The sequence below is a fragment of the uncultured Brevundimonas sp. genome (assembly GCF_937863155.1).
In the GTDB taxonomy this organism is placed as follows: Bacteria; Pseudomonadota; Alphaproteobacteria; order Caulobacterales; family Caulobacteraceae; genus Brevundimonas.
On record NZ_CALMFB010000073.1, the window covers coordinates 20,636 to 44,012 of the forward strand.

Genomic DNA, 23,377 nt, shown 5'->3' on the forward strand with positions numbered 1-23,377 from the left:
CGGGTCATTCGACGCCGCGCGGACCGCGCCACGCCAGAAGGCGAAGCGCGTTGAAGACGACCAGCAGGGTGGAACCCTCGTGGAGGGCGACGGCAGGGCCGATGCCGAGACCGAGGATCGTCGCCGGGACGAGGAACGCCACGACCCCGAGGCTGACGAACAGGTTCTGGCGGATGATGCGGCGGGTTTGACGGCTGAGACCCACGGTGAAGGGCAACTTCGACAAATCATCCGCCATCAAGGCTACGTCAGCGGTCTCCAGGGCGACGTCCGATCCCGCCGCACCCATGGCGACGCCGACCGTCGCGGTGGCCATCGCCGGAGCATCGTTGACGCCATCGCCGACCATGGCGACCTTGGTCTCCGCCCGGAGTTTCTTGATGGCGTCGACCTTGTCCTCCGGCATCAGGTCGCCCCACGCCTCGGTCAGCCCGACCTGACCGGCCACCGCCTGGGCCGCCTTCTGGTGGTCGCCCGAGATCATGATCATGCGGCGAATGCCGAGCGCGCGGAGCGCGGTAAGGGTCTCGCGCGCCTTGGCCCGAGGCGTGTCGAGAAGGCCGATGACCCCGAGATCCTTTGTCCCGCGGCGAACCACCATGAGCGTCCGTCCCTGGTTTCGAAGGGCCGCGACGGCGATCTCGGTGTCCGGTGCGAGCGGAGCGATGGCCTCCGAACCGAACATCTCCGGTTTGCCGATCCAAACATCCTGGTCGTCCAGGCGTGCCGTGACGCCCTTGCCAGTCAGGCTACGCAAATCCGTTGCGGTTCGAACGGGGGCGGCGACCAACCGCTGGCTTCCGTCGCGGACGATCGCTTCCGCCAAGGGGTGATCGCTGAGCCGTTCGACCGCGACAGCAATCTCCAGGAGCTCGCTCTCTGTCGTCTGGCCGAACGGAACGACATCGGTGATCCGCGGCCGCCCCTCGGTCAGCGTCCCGGTCTTGTCAAACGCGATGGCGTCGAGCGCTCCCAGGTTTTCGAGCGGCGCGCCACCCTTGACGAGAACCCCGGCGCGGGCCGCCCGGGCGACCCCGGACAAAACCGCGCTCGGCGTGGCGATCGCGAGAGCGCACGGACTGGCGGCCACCAGCACGGCCATCGCCCGATAGAAGCTGTCGCGGAACGGCTCGTCGACGACAACCCATGCAAACAGGAGGACGAAGGCCAGACCGAGCACGAGGGGCACGAAGACGCGCTCGAAGCGATCAGTGAAGCGCTGGGTCGGCGACTTTTGGGTCTCGGCCTCACTCACCATCCGGACGACCTTGGCCAAGGTGGTGTCGTTGGATCGACGCGTCGTTTCGATCTCGATGGCGCCGCCGCCGTTAATGGTGCCGGCGAAGACCACCGACGCCGCCGAGACATTCGCCGGCTTGGCGCGGGCCTCCTCGGGGTTCAGGACAGGCTGCTTGTCCACCGGAATGCTCTCCCCTGTCACGGGAGCCTGGTTCACGCTGGATGTTCCCTTCACGACGAAGCCGTCGGCCGGGAGACGCTCGTTCGGCCGGACGACGACGAGGTCGCCGACTTCCAGCTCTTCGACCGGAAGTTCGACGACGGCCTCTCCTCGCCGCACATGAGCGGTGCGCGGGGCCAAGGCGGCCAGAGCCTCGATCGCCTTCTTGGCGCGACCCATCGCGAAGTGTTCGAGGGCGTGCCCGAGGCTGAACAGGAACAGTAGCAGCGCCCCTTCCGCCCAGGCTCCGAGCGCCGCGGCGCCGGCTGCGGCCACCAGCATCAGGGTGTCGATCTCGAAACGCTTGCGCCGCAGATTCCCGACAGCCTCGCCGACCGTGAACCAGCCGCCCAAGGCATAGGCGATCAGGAAAAGGCCGAAGGGCAGCCATCCCGGCACGCCCGGAATGAATTTCTCGATCAGCCAACCAATCGTGAGCGCGACACCGCTGCCGACCGCGAAAATGAGCTCCGTGTTGGGTCCGAGGAAGCCGCCATGACCATGGTCGTGCCCGTCGCCTTCGGAATGTCCGTGGTCATGGCCATCGCCATCGAAGTGGCCATGGCCGTGACCGTCATCGGGCGTATGACTGGCCTCGTCATCGGATGGCGCAGTCGGCTGCGCATCAGGGCGCTTTGCAGTGGCTGAAGCAGCGTCCTCCGTCGCTCCGACCAGTGCGAGGCCGTGGCTCGCAAGGCGATCGACAAGCGTCTCACGGTTCGTGATCTGCCGGTCGAACTCCAGGCGCAGAGCGCCAGCCGGATCCAGCACCGCCTCGATCACGCCGGCTTCTTCGCCGAGCGCGGCCGCGAGCGTGCGGGCGTGCCGGGCGTGGCGGACACCCTCCACTCGCCCGACGAGATGCCCGAAACGCTCACTGACCTCGGCTCCGGCCTGACGCGCACGGCGACGGACCTGAGCCAGCGACAGCTGGTCGGGGTCGTAATGGATGCAAAGCTCTGGGCCTCCCTCGCCTTCGGCGACATGCGCCTCAGAGACGCCGGGTTCGGCCCGCAACAGCGCGATCAGCCGTCCAACGCAGCCGTCCTGCACATCGGGCGCATGAGGCAGGAGGACGGGAATGTTGAGGCGGAGGGTCTTGGGCATGATCGGGCTCCTCAGGAGACATCACGGGTAGGGATCGAGCGGTCGGGCACGAACATCCCGGCGCGCTGGGCGACGGCTCCAGCGACGAAGGCGGCGATCGCCAAAGCCGCACTCAGGAGGATGACCAGTCGCTTGCGGTTCATCTCGACCTCACGGTAGGGCGATGAGAGCGTCGAGCCAGCCGAGGTTCTGGAGGTGCTCCAGTCCCTCGAACACGGGCAACGCCAGAAGGAAGACAAGGCCGTCGCGGACAGTCCGGAGGAAGAAGGCCGGCCGGACGGACAGTTCCGCCTCATCACGCCAGAGGCGCAGGTTCGGAACGAAGCGGGGGGTGCGCACGACGTAGCTGCGGTAGGTGTCGCCGAAGGCCGACGTCAGGAAGCTTTCCTCTCGGCTCGCGACGATGCGGAACACGATCCAGCAGGCGACGGCGAAGGTGGCGCCGACGGTCAGGCTGCCCGTCTGTGCGCCGATCCCGAATGCGCCGATGAAGCTGAAAACATAAAGCGGGTTTCGACACAGCGAATAGGGCCCGCTGGTGACGATCTCCTGCTTCTTTCGGCCGCCGATGTAGAGCGAGCACCAGGCGCGCCCCAGGACGCAAACCATGATGGCGATCAGCCCGAGATGTTCGACGGGATGCTCGAGCTGTGGCTGGGCCTTCACGAGAGCGGTCCAGGCCAGCAGGGCGAACAACCCGGCGGCGATGAAGAGTTTGCGCCAGCGCTGGACGGAGGCGATGTCGATCAACGGCGGGCTCATGTCACCGAGCTCTCCGCGTCGCGTCGCGCAAGGCGCGCATCGCGTAGAATGTCGAAGCCGCCCTTGGCGGCTATGGCGGCGACCAGCACCCCCACCAGCAGGTCGGGCCACGACTGGTCCAACCACATCACCAGGCCGCCTGCGACGAGGATGCCGCCGTTCGAGGCGAAATCGTTCAGGCTGAATGTCTCGGCCGCCTTCATGTTGACGTCGCTGCTCTGCTGCCGACGGATCAGCAGCAGGCAGATCAGATTGGTAACCGCCGCTACGACAGCGAGCACCATCATGGTCGGTCCGACCGGCTCGGTTCCCGTCAGCGTCCGGCGCAGGGCGTCGAGCAGGACGAGGACCGAGAAGATCAGCAGCATCACGCCGGAGACCTGAGCCGCCCGCGTCTTCCAGATCAGCGCGCGCCCGACGGCGAGGAAGCTGATCAGATAGACGGCCGCGTCGGAGCCGTTGTCGACGGCGTTCGCGAGCAGAGCGCTGGAGTCGGCGGCGAGGCCGCCGACTCCCAGGCCCACGAACAGCAGAGCGTTCAGGAACAGCACCACCAGGAGGGTGCGGCGCTGGACCTGCTCTGTTTCGTGGGCCCCGCTCATTCCTCGATCCCTTCCGCCTTCCGGTGTTTCACGGCCTTGGCCGCGAAGGTCGGAAGGACAAGGAGCGTCAGCGCGGTGGCCGTGAGCAGGCCTCCGATGACCACGGTGGCCAGCGGCTTCTGCACTTCGGCGCCGGCGCCGTGAGCGAATGCCATCGGGATGAACCCGACGATGGCGACGAGAGCCGTCGTCAGGACGGCGCGAAGCCGGCTTGTCGCGCCTTCGATGGCGGCAAGACGCGGCGCCGCTCCGCCCGTGAGACGCTCCCGAATGGCCTGCATCAGCACGAGACCGTTCAAGGTCGCGACGCCGGACACGGCGATGAAGCCGACCGCTGCGGAAACCGAGAACGGCATCCCCCTGAGGACAAGCGCCAGGGCGCCGCCGACCAGAGCCAACGGAACGCACGCGAACACCAGGCCCGCCTCGGCGAAGGATCCCAGAGCCATGAAAAGCAAGACCCCGATCAGGATGAAGACGATCGGAATGACCAGCCCCAGACGCTGTTCGGCCCGCTTCAGGTTCTCGAACTGGCCACCCCAGGTCAGGGAGTAGCCGGTCGGAAGATCGACGTCGGCCTCCACCTTGGCCTGGGCCTCGGTGACGAAGCCGCCCAGGTCGCGCCCGCGAACGTTGGCCTGCACCACCATCCGCCGGCTGCCGTCATTGCGGCTGATCTGGTTCTGTCCTTCCGCGACCTGAATCCGGGCGACGGAGGAGAGCGGCACGGTCACGCCTGTGGCGGTCGTTACCGGCAGAGCCGCAAGGGCCGCCGGATCATTCCGTGCATCATCCGCGAGACGGACGACGACGCTGAAGCGACGATCGCCTTCGAAGATTTGCCCGGCCTCGGCGCCGCCGACCGCGGCCGAAACCGCCTCGGAGACATCGGCGGCCGACAAGCCGTAGTTGGCGGCCGCGAAACGATCCACGCTGACGGTCAGGGTGGGCAGACCCGACGCCTGCTCGACGCGAACGTCGGCCGATCCGGGCGTTGCACGAAGGGCGGCGGCGACCCGGTCCGCAGTGGCCTGCAGCTGGGTGAAGTCGTCGCCATAGACCATCACGGCGAGGTCGGTCCGAACCCCCGAGATCAGCTCGTTGAAGCGCAGCTCGATGGGCTGGCTGAACTCGAAGCTGTTGCCGAGTTGTCCGGCGGCGAGCTCTTCGAACCGTTCGATCAGCTCCTCTTTCGGAAGGTTCGGATCGGGCCACTCCTTGCGGTCTTTCAGGACGATGACCGCGTCCGAAATGTTCGGCGGCATCGGGTCCACCGCCGCCTCCGCCGTCCCGGTCCGGGCGAAGACAGTCTTCACCTCGGGCTGGGCCTTGATGACGCGTTCGAGGGCCATCTGCATCGCCAGCGATTGTTCCAGCGAGGCGGACGGCACGCGCAACGCCTGCATGGCGATATCGCCTTCATCCAGGGTCGGAATGAACTCCCGCCCCAAAGAACTGAAGGCGATGCCGCCAATGACGAGGGCGCCGAGCGCGGACGCCAGGACGACTTTGGGCCGGTCGACGGCGGCGCGGATCGCCGGTTCGATCCAGCGCCGCGCGTATCGGAGGATGAAGGTCTCGTGCTCGTGGGCGTGGCCGTGCTCATCGACCTCGACCTTCTTCGGATCCCGGACCAGCAGGGCCGTCATCGCCGGCACGAAGGTGAAGGAGAAGATGAAGGCGCCGACGAGGGCCAGCATCACCGTTGCGCCCATGGGGATGAAGGTCTTGCCCTCCACGCCCTCAAGCATCAGCAGCGGCGTGAAGACCAGGAGGATGATCAGCTGGCCAAAAGCAGCCGGTTTGACCATCTGACGCGCCGCGGCTCCAGCAACCTCGAGCCGCTCCCGACGTGTTAGCATTCGACCGGCTTCGGCCCGCCGCTGGCTGAGCATCAGCAGGGTATTCTCGACCACCACGACCGCGCCGTCGACCAGAAGGCCGAAGTCCAGCGCGCCGAGGCTCATCAGGTTTCCGCTGATGCCAAAGCGGTTCATGCCGATGACCGCGAACAGGAAGCTGATCGGGATCATCAGGGCGGTGATCGAGGCCGCACGGATGTTGCCGAGCAGCAGGAACAGCACCACGATCACCAGCAGAGCGCCTTCGATCAGGTTCTTGGCGACGGTTGAGATGGTCTTGTTGACCAGCGAGCTGCGGTTCAGGACCGGTTCGGCGACAACGCTCGGCGGCAGGCTCGCGGAAACCTCCTCGAGACGTTCGGCTGCGGCTTGGGCCACCGTCCGGCTGTTGCCGCCGGCCAGCATCAGCGCCGTACCAACCACGGCCTCGTGGCCGTCGCGGCTGGCGCCGCCGAGACGCGGCGCCTGGCCAATCTCGACGGTGGCGACGTCGGCGACCCGGACGACCAGTCCGTTGCGGTTGACGACGGGGGCCTGGGCGAGATCCGGGATGGTCTGCGCCAAGGCGTCGGTCCGCACGGTCAAGGCTTCGCCGGACCGCTGGACATAGCCAGCGCCAGCCTGGGTGTTGGCCCGTTCCAGCGCGACGACGAGATCGTTCAGGCTCAGACCGTAACCCGCCAGACGCGCGGCGTCGGGTCGGACCGCATACTCCTTCACATAGCCGCCGTTCACATCAACGCCGGCCAGTCCCTTCGCGGTCCGCATGCGCGGGGCGATGATCCAGTCCTGAACCGTGCGGAGATAGGTTGCGCGGGCCTGGGGCGTGGTCAGGAGTTCGCCTTCGGGCGTCAGATAGGCGCCGCCGGCCTGCCAGCCGGGCTCACCCGGTTTGGCGAGGTTGGCGCTGTTGAACGGCTTGAAGTCGACCGTCCACATCAGCACCTCGCCCAGTCCCGTGGTGATGGGCGCAAGCGCCGGCTCCACGCCTTCGGGCAACCGTTCGCGCGCCTGCGCCATCCGTTCGGCCACCTGCTGGCGGGCGAAGTAGATGTCCGTGTTGTCGGAGAAGATGACCGTGACCTGGCTGAAGCCGTTTCGGCTCAGCGACCGCGTGGTCTGGATGCCAGGAATACCCGCCATCGCGGTTTCGAGCGGATAGGTGACCTGACGTTCCATCTGCTCGGGCGCGAGCGCTGGCGCGATGGTGTTGATCTGAACCTGCCGGTTGGTGATGTCCGGCACGGCGTCGATGGGTAGCTGCGTCAGGTTGTAGAGGCCGAAGGCGGCGACGATCGCCGTCGCCAGGACCACGAACCATCGGAAGCGGACCGAGGCTTCGATAAGTGCTTTGAACATGACGCCCCCTAGTGCCCGTGCTCGGCTTCGCCCTTGGCCATTTCGGCCTTGAGCAGGAAGGCGTTGGCGGACGCCACGCGTTCAGATCCGGTGAGCCCGCGCAGGATCTCGGTGCGGCCCGCGGCCTGGCGGCCTGCGAGCACTTGCACGGCTTGGAAGCCGCCCTCGACCTGCACGAAGACCACGGTGTTTCCATCGACGGTCTGGACCGCCTCGGTGGGCACGGTCATCCCGCCAGTCGCCTCGCCGGTCACGATGGCGCCAGTGACGGCCGAACCGGCTGGCGGCAGAGACGCGCCAGAGGGTCGGGCCCGGATCACGGTCGCGCCGCTTTCGCTGAGACCGGCGTCGGCGGCGACGCCGGTGACGACGGCGTCGAACTCGCCGTTCGGCCCGGTCACGCGCATCGGCGCACCGGCACGCACATTGGCCGCAAGGGCAGGCGGTGCGTTGAAGACCATCTCGACACGAGCAGGATTGCTGACTTCCGCCACCACGCCGCCCTGGGCGACGAACCCGCCCGGACCGACCTGGACGCTGCTGACCACGCCCGAGATCGGACTGGTCACGCTGAGCCTGCCCGAAGCGTTCGGAGAGCCAGCGGCCGCCGAGCGGGCGCGAGCGGCGCGGGTCGCCGCCTCGGCGCTCAGGAACTGGGCGCGTGACGCTTCGACCTCCTGCCGCGCGACGATGCCCTGATCCGCCAGACTGCGATTTCGCTCATAGGCCTGGCGCGCCGCTTCAGCGGATGCCCCGGCCGCGTCGGCGTCCGCGCGGAAGGTCGCCGCCTCGCCGCTGACAAGGCTCACAAGCGGCTGACCGGCGCGGACCGACTGACCCGGCGCGACGAGAACGCGCTCGACGCGACCTCCGACGGCAGCGCCCACGGCAGCGCGAGAATCGACCATCGGCTCTACGCGGCCGGCGAGCCGGGTCTCCCCTCCTCCTCCGCCGCCGACGCCGACGACCGTGATGCCCGCTGCCTGGATCTCTGCTGCGGTGAGTTCAATCCGACCTTCGGTCTCTGCCCCGGCAGCCTCCCCCTCGGCGTGTCCCCCCTCTTCCTCGGCATGGCCGGCTTCGCCTTCGGCGGCAGCCGGCGCGGCGGGTTCGGAGGACCGGGTGGCCAACCAGAGGCCGCCGCCTCCGAGAATGACCAGGGCGGCGACGCCGCCGATCAGCAGGGTCTTGTTCGACGTGCGCTTGCGCATCACTGGGCTCCTTCGAAGGGGGCGCGGCCATCAAGGCGCGCGAGATCGATCTCGGCTCGGACGCGCGCGAGACGCGCGTCGACCGCTGCAGACCGGGCGTTGACGAGGGCGGTGCGGGTCACCCGCAGTTCGACCTGGGAAATGCGGCCGGACTCAAAGCCGATGCGGGACAGGCGATAGGCTTCCTCTGCGGCGGTGACGCCGCCGTCAGCAGCGTTGACGCGACTGACCGAGGCCGAAAGGCGAGCGACCGCGGCAGCTCGGTCCGCCTGGGCTTCCTGCCGCGCACTCATCAGCCGGGCGTCGGCAGCGCGAAACTCGGCTTGCGCCGCTTCGATGTTTCCCCGGTTTCGGTCGAACAACGGCAGCGGCATGCTGACGCCGAAAGTCAGCGCCGTCGCATCTTCCGCCTCGAAGCGGCGGATGCCGATACTGGCGTTGATGTCGGGGCGGGCCTGAACCCGTTGAACATCGATGCGTCGTTCGGCGGCGGACCGTTGGGCTTCGGCGACGCGGACCGTCGGCGCATCCTCGATCACGGATCCGATCGTCGTCGGCGCCTCGTCGAGAAGGCTGTCTTCGATCTGCGTGACCGGAACCGGGATCATGGCGACAGCCGTGAGACGGGCATAGGCCGCGTCGCGTTCCGCGACAGCTTCATCCCGCGTCGCGCGCGCCGAGGCAGCCTCGGCCTCCCCCTGAATGCCGCGGAGGAGAGGTTCGCGACCTTCCTCCACGAGGGTCAGGGCCGCGCGGGCATCCGCGACGGTCAGCGTGAGGGTTTCTTCCGCGAGCGTGGCTCGCCTCTGCGCGGCCTCCGCTTCGGCATAGACCAGGGCCAGGCGGCCTGCGGCGTCGATGACCGCAAGGTCTCGTTGAAGGCCCACTGCGCCGGCCTCGGCGCGAGCGGCGGCGATGCGCGTCGAACGACGTCCCCACAGCTCGAGATCCTGACTGATCGCCAGGGTCATGTCCGCGTTGTTCAGACCCGAATAGGGGCCTGAGCCATAGGCGTTCTCGACATCGAAGCCGAGGACAGGGTTGGGACGCACCCGTGCCTGACGGACACGGGCTTCCGCTGCGTCGTAGTTGGCGCCCGCCTCAAGGGTCGCAGGCGCATTCCCGAGTTGAGCGAGGAGTTGGGCATAGGTCGGAGCTGGGTCAGCCCATACGGGACTGGCCAGGGTCGCCGCGATCGCAGCGAGGGCGCAGCCGACCGCGTAACGCGGCCGCCTGCGAGATGTGGGAGACATGATTCATTTCCAGAGTTTCTGAGGACGAAGAGGCGCGCTAAGGCGCAGGTCTTCGGTCAGACTCTGGGAGGACGCTTCAGGCCGTCAGGCGTGATGGACGCCCGGAAGTCATCCTGTCGGCCGCTTTGCAGAGGAGGCTCGCCGAACGACGGAGCAAAGGCGTCCACGGCAGGACCGCGCGCCGTTGAGGTGTGATGGCAGTGGCCGTGCGAGCAGATCCCGTGACCGCCGCTCTTGCCGCTGTGGTCGCCGTCGCTTTGATCATGATCGACGACCGCGTGAGCCGCAGGCGGTTCCGGCAGACAGGTCGCGGCGTCGACGGCGGGCGCAAAGAAGAAGGCGGCGAAGACAAGAGTCATCGCCACGATCAGCTTCGCCCATGTCGTCATCGACCAGGTCATCGCGCGCTGCATACTTTCGTTCTCGAAGTCAGGCAATGCGTTACAAAGTCCGAGCAGCGGCGTGGGCTGCGCGGCTCTCCGCCCTAGCCTGCACCAAGATCGAAATGGCGGACTGGAGGAAGACTCCGCCCAGCAGAAGGCCCGCCAGCAAGTCCGGCCACCGGGATCCAGTCAGCCAGACCAGCCCGCCGGCCGCGGCGACGCCCAGGCTGTGGATCAGATCGTTCCGTGTGCAAAGCCAGACGGAGCGCACGTTGGCGTCACCGTCACGGAAACGCACGAGCAGCAGGGCGGCGATTAGATTCGCGGCGAAGCCGACCAGTCCCAGACCGGTGATGACGACGCCTTCGGGCGGCTGCCCCGTGACCGCTCTCCAGACGGCGTAGCCGAGAATGCTCACGGCCATGACGAGGAGGCTTGCGCTTTTGAAGACTGCAGCGCCGGACCGCACCTGCACGGACTTGCCAATGGCCCAGAGGCTGATAGCGTAGGTGGCGCTGTCGGCCAGGAAGTCCATGGCGTTGGCGGCGAGAGCCGCCGAGCCCTGCATGAGACCACCGGCGGCGACCGCGAAGAACCCACCCAAATTAAGGGCGATGACGGCCACCAGCACACGCCGATAGGCGGGCGAGGCCCCGTCGAACCGGACCTGATGGCCGCAGCAGCCTCGTGACGGGGCGCAGGATTCTGTCGGGGCGGGCGTCGTCATGCGACCTTCATGCATCCTCTAGCCACTAGAGGATCAAGCCCTATATTTCGCGAATGGCCAGAGACCCATCCCCTCCCCCGCTCCGGACGATCGGTCGCCTCTCAGCCGAGACCGGCGTGAAGGTTCCGACGATCCGGTTCTACGAGCAGATTGGCCTGATGAAGGAAGCGCCCCGCACGGCAAGCGATCGGCGCCTCTACGACGGCGCGGCGACGCGGCGGCTCGCTTTTATTCGTCACGCGCGACAGCTGGGTTTCGAGATCGACGACATCCGCGCCCTGCTGGCGCTGTCCGACGAACCCGACCGCCCCTGCACGGAGGTCAACCGGATCGCCGAGCGCCAGCTTGCGGCGGTTGAGACTCGCATCGCCGGGCTTCAGACGCTCCACGCCGAGCTCGCCCGGATTCAGGCGGCGAGTTGTTCGGGTGGGCGGATCTCCGATTGCCGGGTGATCGAGGCGCTCGGAAACCATGCGCAATGCGACGGTCCTCACGCATAAGTGCGACGCTCGGCCTCCACCATTTCAGACGGTCGTGGTTGTCCCGGTCAGGTGAACTGCTGGGCGGCATCGTTGAGCGCCTTCGCCAATCTCATCGCCCCCACAGGGTCGCCGGCCGGGACCATGTGCGACACCATGCCTTTGATCGCCATGGGATGAGGCCCGCCGCCGTACGTCGGTTGAGCGAACGCGGCCGCTTGGCCAATGAACATCACCGGCAACGCCGCTTTTCGATCCGGCCCAAGCGCGGCGAGCCAGTCCTCGTTCGTAATCTCGGCGAGCGGCGCGATGATGCCCTCGACCTGCCGGAAATAGTCGGAGATGACCGCTGCTTCGGGAAATGCCGTCGCAGGCGCGGGCCACAGGGCATCGTAGTCGAGCAGGTTCTTTACGTTCAGGACCACCAGCCCATGGTCCGCCTCGCACGCCTCGATCTGATCGGAGGCCTTCTTGATGTTGTCGTAAATCGTTCGGGCGCTTCGGCTGTGCAGGGTCTTCAGGGCCAGAGCCCAACGCCTGGAGCGGAAGGTCAACATAACGTCCGGATTGTCGCCCTTCGAGGACGAGGGGTGATCCAGCTTCACCTCGTCAGCAAACGTCATGGCCAGGGCGGCGACATAGAGCTCGATGACCTTGTTGCCGGCGTCATCGGTCACCGGGCTGGCGGCATTCTGCAGCACGGTCGTCTTCGCCAGCATCTTCAGATGGGGGATCAGCTCCCCGAAATCCTTGTGTCCGGCGACTCTCACCACTTTGCCGGCGAGATCGACGAAACCCATCGCCGCGCGCAGTACAGGCCGCGGATCCAGCGGCCTCAGAGCAGGATTTCGCCACATCTCGATGACGTTCGTCATCTGCAGCGCCTCATCCTGCGACGCGCCCGCCAGATCCACGCCGTGTTCCGACAGGATCTCCAGAAAGCGATCAACCGTCGCCTCTGCGCTCGTGAAAGAAGGGTAGGACATCAGGTCACCTGTCGCTCGCAATCGCTCCGCACAGTCTAGCAGCTTCAATCCGCCAGACCTGACCGCATGCCGCTCGCGCGAGAGGATCGACTCGACCGGGGATCTGACCCTAGACTGTATGGCGGCGGGTTCCGGAACGGATAGGCGTTGATCGAGAGCCAGGGGACGCGAAGGCGTCGGCGGCGATCAGCGCTGAAACACCCGGCTTCCGTACAGAAGTTCCAGGCCCGCCCCCTTTTCTCGCCCTTATTCGTCGTCTGGGTCGATGAGGCCTGCGCGAACCGCCACGGCGACCGCTTCGATCCGGGTTCTTACCCTTAGCTTTGCGCAGGTCTTTTCCAGGTAGCTATCGACTGTTCGCGGCGAGAGGCCGACGATCTGGCCGATGTCGGCAGAGCTCTTGCCCCGGCTGACCCACAGGAGACACTCGGATTCGCGTGGGCTGAGCGCGGGGATCTCGCGGGGCTGGGCCGGTGACGCGCAATCCATGGACAACTCCTCAACTGAACGAGATTCACGTTGCGCGGGAATCGCCGTCTCCGGCAACGACAGTGAATTGCGGGCTTCCCGCCATTTTCTTGCGGAAGCCCCTCATCGGCTCTCGTCGGTTGCGCGGCTTGCGCCCGCCGCGCCTTTGATTCATGCTTCCGGTGCCGACGTCCGCGTTGGTGGGGCCTGGAATCCCCTGTGCGACATCAGATCATCGACGACCCTGCGCGCTGCGTGGATGTCGGTTGCCGACGCCTGTGGAGGCGTGCGCTGACGCGTGCGAGACCCTGTGCGCGGTCTCGCCCGGATTCCGGACTTCCCGTGAAGAAGTCGGAGAGGCGTGGTGACAGACACGGAGCAGCTGGGAGCGGAGGGGCAGGACGGTCTGGGCCGTCTGTACCGTCAGTACGCCCCATGGCTGGGCCGGCGTCTGCGCGGGCGCATCGGCGCTGATGCGGCTGCGGACGTCGTTCAGGAGACCTACATCCGGGCCGCGCCCTACGTTCTGTCCAACATCCGGCATCCCAAAGCCTTCCTGCTGCGCATCGCTCTCAATCTGTTGAGCGACGAGAGGAGACGTGACGCTCGGCAGCAGCGCTTCCGTGAGACAGCGCCCCCGCCTGACAGCGAAGCCGCGTCGCAATTCGATGCGACCGTTTTGACCGAGATCATCCGTGCGATGCCGGCGCTCTATCGAGATGTCTTCGTTCTCAACCGCTTTGGCGGTATGACCTATCCTGAGATCGCCCGGACGCTCGACATCAGCGTAAAGACCGTGGAGTGGCGAATGGCCCGGGCGCTCGACTACTGCACGTCTCGGCTGGACCTTTAGGCAAGACGGATGACGATCGAGGCGGAGGCCGACATCAGGCGCAAGGAAGCCGTCGAGTGGTTCGCTCGGCTCAATCAGCGCAAGGTCACGACAGCGGACGTGCGCGGCTTCAGCGTCTGGCGCCGTCATCCGGACAATGCGCGCGCCTTCCAGAAGGTCGAGGCCATGTGGGACGCGGCGGGCGCTCTTGCCGGCAACCCGGAGATGGCCGCTTTGACCACTGAAGCGGTCCGGGCCGCCCAAGGCCGCAGACGGAGACCGTCCGGCCTGCTGGTTCCCCTTGGCGTTGCGGGCGCAGCGGCTCTGGCGATCTGTGTCGTCAGCATCGCCTGGCTTCAGCAACGCCCGGTGTCCTATGCAACGGCGATCGGGGAGCAGAGGACCGTGCAGCTGGACGACGGCTCAAGGATCGTTCTGGACACCAACTCTGTCGTTTCAGTCCGTTACACGCGGGACAACCGCTCGGTCACCCTGACCTCCGGCCAGGCGATGTTTGATGTCGAAGACGATCCGTCACGTCCGTTCGTCGTGGCGGCGGGCGACACCCGGGTCACCGCCTTGGGCACCCGGTTCGATGTGCGCCGGTCGGGCGAAGGCGCGCGGGTCATCCTGGTCGAGGGCCGCGTCGCCGTTCGACAGGAGGAGGCGCGGTCCGCGCAATGGTCCCTCAAGCCTGGCCAGCAGGTTACGACATCGGCGGACCGGCCGCGCGTGATCGCGGCCAATGTTCCTGCCGCGACGAGCTGGACCGTCGGACGACTGACGTTCGAGAACACGCCCATCTCGGTCGCCGTGGCGGAGGTCAACCGATACAGCCGCGAGCCGATCGAACTCCGAGATCCCCGCATCTCCGAAATACGGGTCAGCGGGGTCTTCAATGCGGGCGACATCGACGGCTTTGTCGCCGCGCTCACGGACCTCTATCCCCTCAGGGCGACGCGAAGCGCCGAGGGTCGCATCGTACTGGCCGGCGGCGCCTGAAAATAATCTGCCTCCGGACTTAGGGGAAACCCCGCGACCCAACGTCTCCTCCCCGCCCCGCAAGTTCGCGGGTAACTAACGGGGGAAACCATGGGCCACGGATACACTTCAACCGCGCTCGCCGCGCTGATGCTGGCAGTCGCGACGCCGGTGATCGCACAGTCGTCGGACAGCGTCCGGCGCTTCGACATCGCCGCCGGGCCTCTGGAGCGCACGCTGCCCGCCTTCGGCCGCCAGAGCGGTCTGCAGATCCTTTACCCGAGCGCGCTTGTGGCGGGTCGCCAGTCTCCGGCCGTCAGCGGCGACTACACGCCAGAGGCGGCGCTGCAGCTGATGCTCCGAGACAGCGGGCTGAGCTATCGGCAGAGCCGCCCCACAGTCTTCGTACTGGTCGATCCGTCGGTCCGCGCCGAAAGCGAGCAAACGACCGAACTGGATGAAGTCGTGGTCACCGGAACCTACCTCAGGGGAGCCGACAGCACCTCCCCCGTGATGATTGTCACGCAGGCGGATGTCGATCGACAGGGGCGCGGGACCGTCGCAGAAACCCTGGCGGCCATGCCGCAGAACTTCACTGGCGCGGCCCATGAAGGCTCGACCAACACCGGAGCCGACCGCTCCGGGCGCAATGTCGGCTCTGCGACGGGCGTCAATCTTCGCGGCCTCGGTGCGGATGCGACCCTCGTCCTTGTCAACGGCCGGCGCGTCGCAGGAACCGGTAACGCCGGGGACTTCGCAGACATCTCGAACATCCCGTCCAGCGCGATCTCCCGAGCGGACGTCCTTCTCGACGGCGCGTCGGCGCTTTATGGCGCGGACGCTGTAGGGGGTGTCGTCAACATCATCCTGAAGTCCCGCTTCGAAGGCGCTGAGACCCGCATCAGGGTGGGCGGCACGAGCGACGGCGGAGCGGAAGAAATCCTCTTCTCCCACGCCGGCGGACTCAACTGGGGAAGCGGCAGTCTGGTCGCCGCCTACGAGTATCACGACCGCGGTGAGCTCAGGGGTTCGGACCGCGACGCGACTGCGGATGCCGACCTGCGGCGGCTCGGAGGCACCGATCACCGGCTGCTCACCGCCGCTCCGGGAAACATCGTCCGCCTCGACGCCGCCACAGCAACCTATCTTCCGCTCTTCGCCATCCCGACCGGGCAGACTGGCGTTGGACTGACGCCCGGCGATTTCATCGCCGGGCGGATCAATCGGACCAACCAGCTTGAAGGCCAGTGGTTTCTGCCGCGCCAGGAGCGGCAAAGCCTTTTCCTGGCCGCCCGACAGAACCTGCCTGCCGGGTTCAGCATCGACGGCGACATCCGCTACACCGAGCGGGACTTCTTCCTGAACACGAGCGCCGACGCAGGCGTGTTCACGGTGACGCGCGCAAACCCCCACTTCGTCTCGCCAAACGGTTCGGCATCCCACGACATCGCCTATTCCTGGATCAATGACCTGGGTCCGGGGCGCTCGGAAGGTCGTACGGAAAGCCTCGGCGGGGCGCTAGGCGTCTCCGGCGAAATCGTCGGGTGGAACGTCTCTGCCTATGCCAGTGGCGCGCAGGAGACGACCAGCCGTCGTCTTTCAAACCGGGTCCAGACGACCTTTCTTCAGGAGGCCCTCGGCGCTCGGGCGGACATCCCGACCACGCCGTTCACGACGGCGGCGAACGGCTTCTTCAACCCCTTCGGAGCCCCCGCTGCGAACTCCGCGGCGATCCTCGCCCACATCGGCTCGGGGTACACCGACACTGACTGGGCAAGCACGGTCGCTTCGTTCAACGTAAAGGTCGACGGCACGATCCTTGAGCTTCCCGGCGGGCCTTTGCGGGCCGCCTTCGGCCTGGACTTCCGTGCTGAGCAGTTCGAAACCGGCGGCGAGAGCTTTCTGTCGGGCACTGCGCCTCGCATGACCGCACCGGTGTCCTACGAACGGGATGTTTCCTCGGCCTTCGCCGAACTCCGGATCCCGATTGTCGGTCCTGAAAACGCCCACGTCGGGATCGAGCGACTGGAGCTGTCGCTTGCCGGCCGGGTGGAAGACCACGAGAGGGTCGGCAGCACAAGCAATCCCAAGGTGGGCTTGCTGTTCGGCCCAACGCCCGATCTGGTGTTGCGTGCCTCGTGGGGCACGTCCTTTCGCGCGCCATCCCTGAGGGAACTTCAAAGCGCCTACCAGATCGGCCCCTCGTTCCTGAGCAGAGGCGGCGGGAACGTCCTGACACTCATCCAGTACGGCGGGAACCCCGATCTCCGACCGGAAACCGCGGAGTCCACCACGGCGGGCTTCGTCTGGACACCGGCGGCCCATGAAGGCCTTCGGCTCGAGGGCAACTGGTTCCGGACCCGGTTCAACGACCGCATCGGTAATCCCATCATTCAGAATCTTGCCAACGCCCTGAACGATCCGTCCTTCGCACCCTTCGTTCGCTATGTCTCGCCGACGACGTCCGCCGAAGACCGGGCGCTCGTGCAGGCGTTGCTCGACCATCCGGGCAACTTCAATCCGACGGTCTTCCCGGCGACATCGTATGGCGTGATCGTCGACAACCGTTTCGTCAACGCGGCTGGATTCGAGGTCGAAGGCGTGGACCTGTCGGCGCGCTACCGGTTCGAACTGTCGGGCTGGCAGGCGACGATCGATGGAACGGTCACTCATCTGCTGACCAATGACCGCAAGGTCACAACAGCCGCGCCGGTTGAAGATCTTCTCGGCGACCCAAACTTCCCGGCGCGATGGCGTGGTCGCGCCGGAACGCAATGGGTGCGTGGGCCTCTGGCGCTGGGATTGATCGCGAACTACGTCGGCGCGGGCCGTGACCCGATGACAAACCGTCAGATTGACGACTGGACCACCTTTGACGGTCAGGTCCGTTACGACTTCGCGGCAGATTGGGTCGAAGGCCTCTCCCTGGCTCTGAACATCCTGAACCTCGCCAACGCTGCACCGCCCTTCTACGACTCGCCAAACGGGGTCGCTTTCGACGGGGCCAATACGAACGCGCTCGGTCGACAGGTCTCGCTCCAGCTCACCAAGCGCTGGTGACCGATCATGCGCATCAAGCTGATCAGCGCGCTAGGCGCGCTCGCCCTCGCCTGCCCGTCACCGTCTCTTTCGGAACCCCTGACGATCGAGACCCTGCTCGGCCTCGAGAGCTTTGGACGTATCGATATCGATCCGTCCGGCTCAGTGGCCGTCTTTGAGGAGCGCCGAGCGAGAGGCGATCTCCCACGCTACGATCTGCAGCCCGAGGGGGCTCTCCGGTATGCGAGACTTTACCGGTTCAATGTCGACACGCCGTCGGAGATCCGCCCCCTGCTGCCGATGGACGACGGCGCCGGCTACACCATGGGGCCCTTCTCTCCGGACGGTTCCCGGCTGGTGGTCTTTCGCCTCCAGGACCTGACGTTCCGGCTCGGGATCGTGGACCTGCGGGCCGGCGCCGTCGCCTGGAGCGATCTTTCTCCCGAGAGCGGTGCATGGGGGCGTTCGGTCCAATGGATCTCGAACGTCGAACTGCTCGTGCTCGGCATGCCGGATGGAGCCCTGCCGCCTCGCCTCGCGATGCAGAACGCAACACAGAGACGCCTCCCCGATCTCTGGGCGCAGGCCGCTCGGGGAGAGCCCGCCTTCGTGTCCGTCGGACAGGGCGCGGCGGCGGAGGTGCGCGAGACCCGCAGGCTGTGGCGCGTCCATGCCAATACGGGCGCAGCGGTCGTCCTGTCGGAAGGCGACTTCCTCGATTTCGAAGCCTCCCCGGACGGAAAACATGTCGCCGTGCTGAGAGACGGTCCACTGGCCCCTCCCCCCGGACTCGACGTCTCGACCGAGTTTCGCAGGGCGCGTTCGTTGCGCCTCGTGGACACGGTGACTGGCCGGTCGATCGACCCGCCAGAAACTGCAGACATCTCCACCAGTCTCCTCGGCTGGTCTGCGAACTCCTCGGAGCTTCTCGTGGCGAGCATCGGGCCCGCCCCTGCCCGCCTTCTTTCCGTGACGCCCTCGGGCGAGGTCCGGGATCGAACGCCGACGGGCGTGGCGCCCGACACGACGCCCGACGTCTTTGGTAGCCCCACGGCGCATGCGGCCTGGCTCGGCGAGGGAGCCGTCGTTCGCGGGACACGAGACGGGCGACTCGGCTGGTGGGCTCAACGTGGGACGGAAGCCGTCCTCGCCAACAGCCTGAGCGAAGGCGGCCGTGTGCTTGCCCAAGGCCAAGATGCGGCTCTTATCGAAGATCACGGCCGCGTCCTTCGCCTTCGACATAATCTGTCGGCGGAAGACCTTGGCCCGACAGGCAATCTGGCCCGTCTTTCGGGAATCCTGGGGCATCGGCGCGCGACGGATCCGATGGGCGCCGTCCAGGCGGAGATCGTAGGAGACGGCGGCCAGTTGTGCCGTGTGTTCGCGGACGCTCTACCCGCACCGTCACCCTGCGTCGACGCGGCGCCCGGAGCCAGCGTCAGCTGGGACCGACAGATCAGCGTCGGGATTGGAGCAGAGGGCCGCGCCTCGAACCGGCTGGAAGTCCGTAGCGCGCTAGGCTCCGAGATCGTCAGACGTCTCAATCCGGAACTGGACACCGTTTATGTTCCGCAGGGTCGCCTGATCACCGGACCGAACGGAGCGCGAGGCTGGGTCTATCTGCCCGAGACGACGACCCAGCCCCCGCCGGTTGTCGTCATTCCCTATCCAGGCAAGACCTACCCCACTGCGCCTCGCGCCATGACTCCCGAGGCTGTTCAGATGACACTGAACGGGGGACTGCTGGTCGCGGCAGGCTATGCGGTGATCTATCCGGACCTGCCTGCGAACGCCGAACCCTCGGCCGGCCTCGCGGACCGGATCCTCGCTGTCGTCGATGCAGCGGCCGTCGACGGCTCGATCGACGCCGACAGGATCGGGCTATGGGGTCACAGCTTCGGCGGGTGGTCGGTTGTCATGAGCGCCGCGCAGTCGGAGCGCTTCAAAGCGGTGATCGCCGTCAACGGGGCCTATAACCTGCCCCTGTCTCTCTCTGCGATGTCACCGCACCAGCGGATGCAGGGGGACAACACCATAGACGCGATCAGCGGTGCGCGTTGGCTCGAGACCGGGCAAGCGGGCATGCTGCAATCCTTCTGGAGCGATCCCGAGCGCTATAGACGAGGTAGCCCATTTGAAGCCGCCGATCGGATCGCGGCGCCGGTGCTTCTGTTTCATGGCGAGTTGGACTTCTTGGGGGCCCACGCCGAGCAGATGTATGCGGCGCTCGTACGCCTCCGGAAGCCGGCCGCGCTGACCTATCTGTTCGGCGAAGATCACAGCATCCACAACCCGGGCAACGCCCGAATCTACTATGAACAGGTGATCGACTGGTTCGATCGGTATCTCAAACCCGAGACGCCGCGATCCTCGCCTGCCATCGCCGCAGCCACCCCTCCGTCAACGCCAGGGTGAGCAGCCGGGAGAACCCGCCTCGCCAGACAAGGGCCTCGCGCGTCATGTCGTCCGCGAGGCCCTGTGGCAGAAGTCCCGCACCGGCCAGCTCGCCTTCGAGCAGATATGTACGCAGGAAGTCGAGGTTCCGGGCCACAGCTTCACCATAGAAGGCCCCAAGTTCCCCTTTCGACCGCCGGTCAAATATGGAGGGCGGAATGGCGTCCGCGTAAGCGGCTCGCGCCGCGTAACGGTCTCGTCCACCCCAGGCGAGATCAACCGAGGACCAGGCCAGACCCGCCTCCATGACCGGTTGGCTCAGGAGCGGGTTGACGCATGGTCCATGGCGGCTGCGTACGGCGCTCCCCTGATAGGCCTGGCCGTTGACTAGCCCTAGTATCTGCATCGCCTTCGCGGGCGGCACGCCCTTGAGGTCGTCGAGCCACGGGTGTTTCCGGTCACGCATCCGCGTGTGATGAGCTCGGCGGGCCCTGAGCCAGGTGTTCGGCCAGAGCGACTGGCCCGTCCAGCGCGCGGCGCCACGCAGGACTTCGGCCCGCGCCCGCAGGCCCCTCTCCCGCACCTCGTCGAACGCGACCAGGAAGGTCGGCATCTGGAAAAAGACCACGTCACCACCCTGCCCCGTGAGGGAACCCCAGGCGCCCGAACTCTGTACCCTCGCCGCAATGTCTTCGTTGTAGTCGGTATCGAGGTCGTTGACCGGGGGACGGAAACTGTCCGCCGACCTGGCGAGACGCGCTGCCGAAAGCGTCAGTCCTTCCCGTTTCACCTCCGTGAGTCGGTAGCCGTCTCGCTCGACGACAGGCCGCGCGAACTCGCGCTCGTCGCCCTCCGGATCGTCCACGAAATGATTGACCCATTGCGTGACCCGGGCCCGCTGGCTGTCCGTGAGGGCGCCGGCCACGATCGCCGAGTCCAGACCCCCGCTGACTTCGACGACCCAGCTGCGCTGTCCCGCCAAGGCTTGCACCGCCCGATCGACCACCTCGCGAAGATCCGGTCGGCCCCGCTCCAGCGCCGTCCGGTAGATATCGGACGGTGACCAGATCTGTCGGGACCGGACACGGGCCTGACTGATGTTGAGGAGTTCGCCGGATGCCACGGGCGTGAAGCCAGACAGGGCCAACTCGTGGCGATAGCCGCCGCTCCTTCCCATGAGCCCTCTGACCGAGCCCCAGTCGATGGCGAGATCATCGGGCATGAGGCAATCCAGGGCGGGCGGGGCGTCTGGCGCGATGACGCTTACGCCGTTCTTTCGCCAGGTCACCGCCTCGACGGCCCCGGAGGGATCTCGCAGGATCGCGACATCGGCCGAGGTCCGCCGAACGAGCACATAGCGCCCCCAGTGGGATGACACGATGTCTGTCGCGCGCTCTGAATCGAGAGTGCGACAGGCCAGGACGCCGCGTTCCGCGGGCGACAGTGGACGACCCGCGCGATCGAATATCTCGCCAATCAGAACGCCGTGGCCGTCGAGCGCCGCGACGGCATCGACCTTGGAAGTCGCGGGCGCATAGACGGCAATGAAGGGATGGGCAAATCGTCGGCTCCAGCCCGAACCGGCGAGGCGGCGAGCGATGGTTCGAGACAGCGCCTCCAGCGCCGCGGCGCTATCCCCCACCAGAACGACATAGGAGTCCGCTGTCACGGTCAGATCGCCATGATGGGGCGGTAGATCGTCAGTGTGTCCGGCGACTGGCTCACACAGTGCTCGTCCACCTGGAGCCAGCAGTGCGCCAGGAATGGCCAAACCCTGACGCCGAAGACCCACTCCGCGTCCAGGTCTGCAGCATTCAGGAACCGAAGCAGGAGCTCGGCCTGAAACAGACACGCGCCGACGGTCGGCGCATAGGGAAGCATCCGACGAAACAGGCTGACGCGCGCCGCGATAGCCTCAAGATCGTCACGCCGACCATGTCGCCCGGAGACCCGCCGTGAAAGATCCTGAAGCGTAGGCTTGCGGCGTGCCGTATCCGCCCAAAGCATGGCGAATGTCGCCACGTCGGCGACGGTGGGTCTGCCAACCGATGCCTCCGGGAGCCGACGAGAAGGTATCGCAGGTGGCGGCGCGCGATGGCGCTGCGCTTGGCCAGATTGAAGAAGCTCGCCGGCGGCCAGTTCCAGCATCAAATCCATCGGCGCCAGTACGGTCGCCCCCTCGACACGGACATCACCGCACTCGGGAACGAGGAGATAGCCGTCTGTCGCCAGATCGAGCAGGACCAGGTCCGAGCCTACCTTGACCGCGTGAACCGATGCGTCGAGCTCTCCGCGTTCGAGAGATCCGTGGAAAAGATTGGGGATGGCGGTCTGCATGCGGCGGTCCGGAACGAGAGTTTGACTGTGATTGAGCAGCGCGGGGCGGCAGATCGGGCCGTCAGCGATGACGGCCCGTCCGCAGTCAGCCGACCGGCATGTCCCACTTCATGTGGGAGTTGAGCTCGACCAGCTCGCCGTCCAACGCGGCGCGTGTCAGGCGTCGCGCCTGACCCAGCCGCAGCACTCGGTTGGTGGCTTTCATCGCCATCCTCCGTGTTGTCGTGACACCCCTGATCTTCGACGCCGCGTTCGGGGCATGCCGGGCGTTCGGGCCGCCCTTACGGACGGCCCTTCGGCTCAGGCGCCCGGCGTGATGTCGTAGCGCTCGATGCCGTTCAGCTCGACGAACTCGCCTTCGACGCCAGCGCGGGTGAGCTGACGAGCGGCGCCCAGGCGAACGAGGCGCGAGATGCTCTTGGTGGTCATAGTCGTCTCCTCTTTCTGAAGGTCGACAGAAGGTCGACGACGAACCATCAGCGCCCGATCCCAAATCGATTCAAACGATATTGCGCGTGTATTCGGACTCGTCGGGATCAAGCCGCCGGATGCGGGCGGCGAGGAGGCTGGCGGCGATCCGCCACCGCGCATAGTAGGCATCTAGCCGATCGCCTTGGTCCGGCGTCTCCGTATCGATCATCGCTTCGCCCAGGCGTCGCAGGGGCGCGAGCCGGCGTCGGACCCGGATCAGACTTTCGACCAGGGGCTGACTTTCGCAGCGAGCGACGACATCCGCGATCCATCGATCAACCGATTCATCGGTCGCATCGGTCGGCCCCGGGACCGCGCAGTTGCGGGAGGCGAGCCGGACATGGGCGGCCTCCAGGTCGAGCAGCCCGACGATGTCCTCAAACGGCGCCGCGCGGGTGAAATACCCGAGGCCCCGCCGATCCTCGATCAGACCTTCGCCGCACAATCGCGAGAGCGCCTCTCGCACGGGACTTGTGCTGAGCTTGAGCGAGGCCGCGATGTCCGCGACCGACAGGTGTTGACCCGGCGCGAGACCGTCCTCGATCGCCGTTCGCAGACTGGCCATGGCCATACCGAAGGGATCACGCTGCCTCATCCGGGTCGCGGCGGATACGGCCGCCCTCCCCGTAGATAGACGACCGCCCTGTGAAGGGGCGCGCGCGCGG

At 66.6% G+C, this 23,377-nt stretch carries 20 protein-coding genes; 5 read left to right on the forward strand and 15 right to left on the reverse strand.

Going from position 1 to position 23,377, the window contains the following annotated elements:
• Positions 1 to 4: 4 nt before the first annotated feature.
• The 9 genes from Q0581_RS13760 to Q0581_RS13800 are packed head-to-tail and all read right to left on the reverse strand — an operon-like array spanning position 5 to position 10,725.
• Complete coding sequence (locus Q0581_RS13760) at positions 5 to 2,566, reverse strand: heavy metal translocating P-type ATPase (RefSeq protein ID WP_298701035.1); 2,562 nt, start codon at positions 2,564 to 2,566, stop codon at positions 5 to 7.
• Between the two features lie 11 nt (positions 2,567 to 2,577).
• Positions 2,578 to 2,709, reverse strand: coding sequence for a hypothetical protein (locus Q0581_RS13765; protein WP_255347087.1), 132 nt, complete (start codon positions 2,707 to 2,709; stop codon positions 2,578 to 2,580).
• Positions 2,710 to 2,716: 7 nt separating this feature from the next.
• Positions 2,717 to 3,316: an isoprenylcysteine carboxylmethyltransferase family protein gene (locus Q0581_RS13770; protein WP_224764254.1), complete on the reverse strand. Its 600-nt coding sequence runs from the start codon at positions 3,314 to 3,316 to the stop codon at positions 2,717 to 2,719.
• A gap of 8 nt (positions 3,317 to 3,324) precedes the next feature.
• Complete coding sequence (locus Q0581_RS13775) at positions 3,325 to 3,930, reverse strand: cation transporter (protein ID WP_242078210.1); 606 nt, start codon at positions 3,928 to 3,930, stop codon at positions 3,325 to 3,327.
• Complete coding sequence (locus Q0581_RS13780) at positions 3,927 to 7,151, reverse strand: CusA/CzcA family heavy metal efflux RND transporter (protein ID WP_035307833.1); 3,225 nt, start codon at positions 7,149 to 7,151, stop codon at positions 3,927 to 3,929. The genes Q0581_RS13775 and Q0581_RS13780 overlap by 4 nt, the downstream gene beginning before the upstream one ends.
• Before the next feature lie 8 nt (positions 7,152 to 7,159).
• Complete coding sequence (locus Q0581_RS13785; RefSeq protein WP_293826832.1) at positions 7,160 to 8,362, reverse strand: efflux RND transporter periplasmic adaptor subunit; 1,203 nt, start codon at positions 8,360 to 8,362, stop codon at positions 7,160 to 7,162.
• The gene (locus Q0581_RS13790; RefSeq protein WP_291756218.1) at positions 8,362 to 9,615 is read right to left on the reverse strand and encodes a TolC family protein; all 1,254 of its coding nucleotides are present in this window, start codon (positions 9,613 to 9,615) and stop codon (positions 8,362 to 8,364) included. The genes Q0581_RS13785 and Q0581_RS13790 overlap by 1 nt, the downstream gene beginning before the upstream one ends.
• Positions 9,616 to 9,671: 56 nt before the next feature.
• The gene (locus Q0581_RS13795; protein WP_293826830.1) at positions 9,672 to 10,028 is read right to left on the reverse strand and encodes a hypothetical protein; all 357 of its coding nucleotides are present in this window, start codon (positions 10,026 to 10,028) and stop codon (positions 9,672 to 9,674) included.
• Between the two features lie 28 nt (positions 10,029 to 10,056).
• Complete coding sequence (locus Q0581_RS13800) at positions 10,057 to 10,725, reverse strand: cation transporter (RefSeq protein ID WP_242078205.1); 669 nt, start codon at positions 10,723 to 10,725, stop codon at positions 10,057 to 10,059.
• 53 nt (positions 10,726 to 10,778) lie between these two features.
• On the opposite strand from Q0581_RS13800, the gene Q0581_RS13805 reads away from it, so the two are divergent.
• Complete coding sequence (locus Q0581_RS13805) at positions 10,779 to 11,225, forward strand: helix-turn-helix domain-containing protein (RefSeq protein WP_298701036.1); 447 nt, start codon at positions 10,779 to 10,781, stop codon at positions 11,223 to 11,225.
• A 47-nt stretch (positions 11,226 to 11,272) separates the two neighbouring features.
• Here Q0581_RS13805 and Q0581_RS13810 read toward each other — a convergent pair whose 3' ends face one another.
• Both Q0581_RS13810 and Q0581_RS13815 read right to left on the reverse strand, forming a co-directional pair.
• The gene (locus Q0581_RS13810) at positions 11,273 to 12,190 is read right to left on the reverse strand and encodes a hypothetical protein (protein ID WP_298701037.1); all 918 of its coding nucleotides are present in this window, start codon (positions 12,188 to 12,190) and stop codon (positions 11,273 to 11,275) included.
• Between the two features lie 246 nt (positions 12,191 to 12,436).
• Positions 12,437 to 12,679 (reverse strand): helix-turn-helix transcriptional regulator, encoded by a 243-nt coding sequence (locus Q0581_RS13815; protein ID WP_293826822.1) that lies wholly within the window; start codon positions 12,677 to 12,679, stop codon positions 12,437 to 12,439.
• A 343-nt stretch (positions 12,680 to 13,022) separates the two neighbouring features.
• On the opposite strand from Q0581_RS13815, the gene Q0581_RS13820 reads away from it, so the two are divergent.
• The 4 genes from Q0581_RS13820 to Q0581_RS13835 all read left to right on the forward strand — a co-directional run bounded on the left by Q0581_RS13820 (position 13,023) and on the right by Q0581_RS13835 (position 19,925).
• The gene (locus tag Q0581_RS13820; RefSeq protein WP_298701038.1) at positions 13,023 to 13,511 is read left to right on the forward strand and encodes an RNA polymerase sigma factor; all 489 of its coding nucleotides are present in this window, start codon (positions 13,023 to 13,025) and stop codon (positions 13,509 to 13,511) included.
• Between the two features lie 9 nt (positions 13,512 to 13,520).
• On the forward strand, positions 13,521 to 14,492 hold the full coding sequence (locus Q0581_RS13825; protein ID WP_298701039.1) for a FecR family protein: 972 nt from the start codon (positions 13,521 to 13,523) through the stop codon (positions 14,490 to 14,492).
• 90 nt (positions 14,493 to 14,582) lie between these two features.
• On the forward strand, positions 14,583 to 17,531 hold the full coding sequence (locus Q0581_RS13830; RefSeq protein WP_298701040.1) for a TonB-dependent receptor: 2,949 nt from the start codon (positions 14,583 to 14,585) through the stop codon (positions 17,529 to 17,531).
• Positions 17,532 to 17,537: 6 nt separating this feature from the next.
• A complete protein-coding gene (locus Q0581_RS13835; RefSeq protein WP_298701041.1) occupies positions 17,538 to 19,925 on the forward strand; it encodes a prolyl oligopeptidase family serine peptidase in 2,388 nt (795 codons plus the stop codon).
• On the opposite strand, the gene Q0581_RS13840 is transcribed toward Q0581_RS13835, so the two are convergent.
• The 4 genes from Q0581_RS13840 to Q0581_RS13855 form a co-directional block, all read right to left on the reverse strand.
• Positions 19,858 to 21,573 carry an asparagine synthase-related protein gene (locus Q0581_RS13840; protein ID WP_298701042.1) on the reverse strand — a complete coding sequence of 572 codons (1,716 nt, stop codon included), beginning with the start codon at positions 21,571 to 21,573 and terminating at the stop codon, positions 19,858 to 19,860. The two genes, Q0581_RS13835 and Q0581_RS13840, sit on opposite strands and share 68 nt — an antisense overlap.
• Before the next feature lie 2 nt (positions 21,574 to 21,575).
• Complete coding sequence (locus Q0581_RS13845) at positions 21,576 to 22,241, reverse strand: lasso peptide biosynthesis B2 protein (RefSeq protein WP_298701043.1); 666 nt, start codon at positions 22,239 to 22,241, stop codon at positions 21,576 to 21,578.
• 300 nt (positions 22,242 to 22,541) lie between these two features.
• Entirely contained in the window at positions 22,542 to 22,670 is a 129-nt protein-coding gene (locus tag Q0581_RS13850) for a hypothetical protein (RefSeq protein WP_293826810.1), read from the reverse strand.
• A 70-nt stretch (positions 22,671 to 22,740) separates the two neighbouring features.
• Positions 22,741 to 23,277, reverse strand: a complete 537-nt coding sequence (locus tag Q0581_RS13855) for a GntR family transcriptional regulator (RefSeq protein ID WP_298701044.1) — start codon at positions 23,275 to 23,277, stop codon at positions 22,741 to 22,743.
• Positions 23,278 to 23,377: the final 100 nt, after the last annotated feature.

Coding starts and splice junctions, on each gene's coding strand:
- Q0581_RS13835 (WP_298701041.1), top strand. CDS start 17,538: ATGCGCATCAAGCTGATCAGCGCGCTAGGCGCGCTCGCCCTCGCCTGC.
- Q0581_RS13800 (WP_242078205.1), bottom strand. CDS start 10,725: ATGACGACGCCCGCCCCGACAGAATCCTGCGCCCCGTCACGAGGCTGC.
- Q0581_RS13825 (WP_298701039.1), top strand. CDS start 13,521: ATGACGATCGAGGCGGAGGCCGACATCAGGCGCAAGGAAGCCGTCGAG.
- Q0581_RS13780 (WP_035307833.1), bottom strand. CDS start 7,151: ATGTTCAAAGCACTTATCGAAGCCTCGGTCCGCTTCCGATGGTTCGTG.
- Q0581_RS13810 (WP_298701037.1), bottom strand. CDS start 12,190: ATGTCCTACCCTTCTTTCACGAGCGCAGAGGCGACGGTTGATCGCTTT.
- Q0581_RS13850 (WP_293826810.1), bottom strand. CDS start 22,670: ATGACCACCAAGAGCATCTCGCGCCTCGTTCGCCTGGGCGCCGCTCGT.
- Q0581_RS13765 (WP_255347087.1), bottom strand. CDS start 2,709: ATGAACCGCAAGCGACTGGTCATCCTCCTGAGTGCGGCTTTGGCGATC.
- Q0581_RS13830 (WP_298701040.1), top strand. CDS start 14,583: ATGGGCCACGGATACACTTCAACCGCGCTCGCCGCGCTGATGCTGGCA.
- Q0581_RS13805 (WP_298701036.1), top strand. CDS start 10,779: ATGGCCAGAGACCCATCCCCTCCCCCGCTCCGGACGATCGGTCGCCTC.
- Q0581_RS13795 (WP_293826830.1), bottom strand. CDS start 10,028: ATGCAGCGCGCGATGACCTGGTCGATGACGACATGGGCGAAGCTGATC.
- Q0581_RS13845 (WP_298701043.1), bottom strand. CDS start 22,241: ATGCAGACCGCCATCCCCAATCTTTTCCACGGATCTCTCGAACGCGGA.
- Q0581_RS13790 (WP_291756218.1), bottom strand. CDS start 9,615: ATGTCTCCCACATCTCGCAGGCGGCCGCGTTACGCGGTCGGCTGCGCC.
- Q0581_RS13815 (WP_293826822.1), bottom strand. CDS start 12,679: ATGGATTGCGCGTCACCGGCCCAGCCCCGCGAGATCCCCGCGCTCAGC.
- Q0581_RS13785 (WP_293826832.1), bottom strand. CDS start 8,362: ATGCGCAAGCGCACGTCGAACAAGACCCTGCTGATCGGCGGCGTCGCC.
- Q0581_RS13855 (WP_298701044.1), bottom strand. CDS start 23,277: ATGGCCAGTCTGCGAACGGCGATCGAGGACGGTCTCGCGCCGGGTCAA.
- Q0581_RS13775 (WP_242078210.1), bottom strand. CDS start 3,930: ATGAGCGGGGCCCACGAAACAGAGCAGGTCCAGCGCCGCACCCTCCTG.
- Q0581_RS13760 (WP_298701035.1), bottom strand. CDS start 2,566: ATGCCCAAGACCCTCCGCCTCAACATTCCCGTCCTCCTGCCTCATGCG.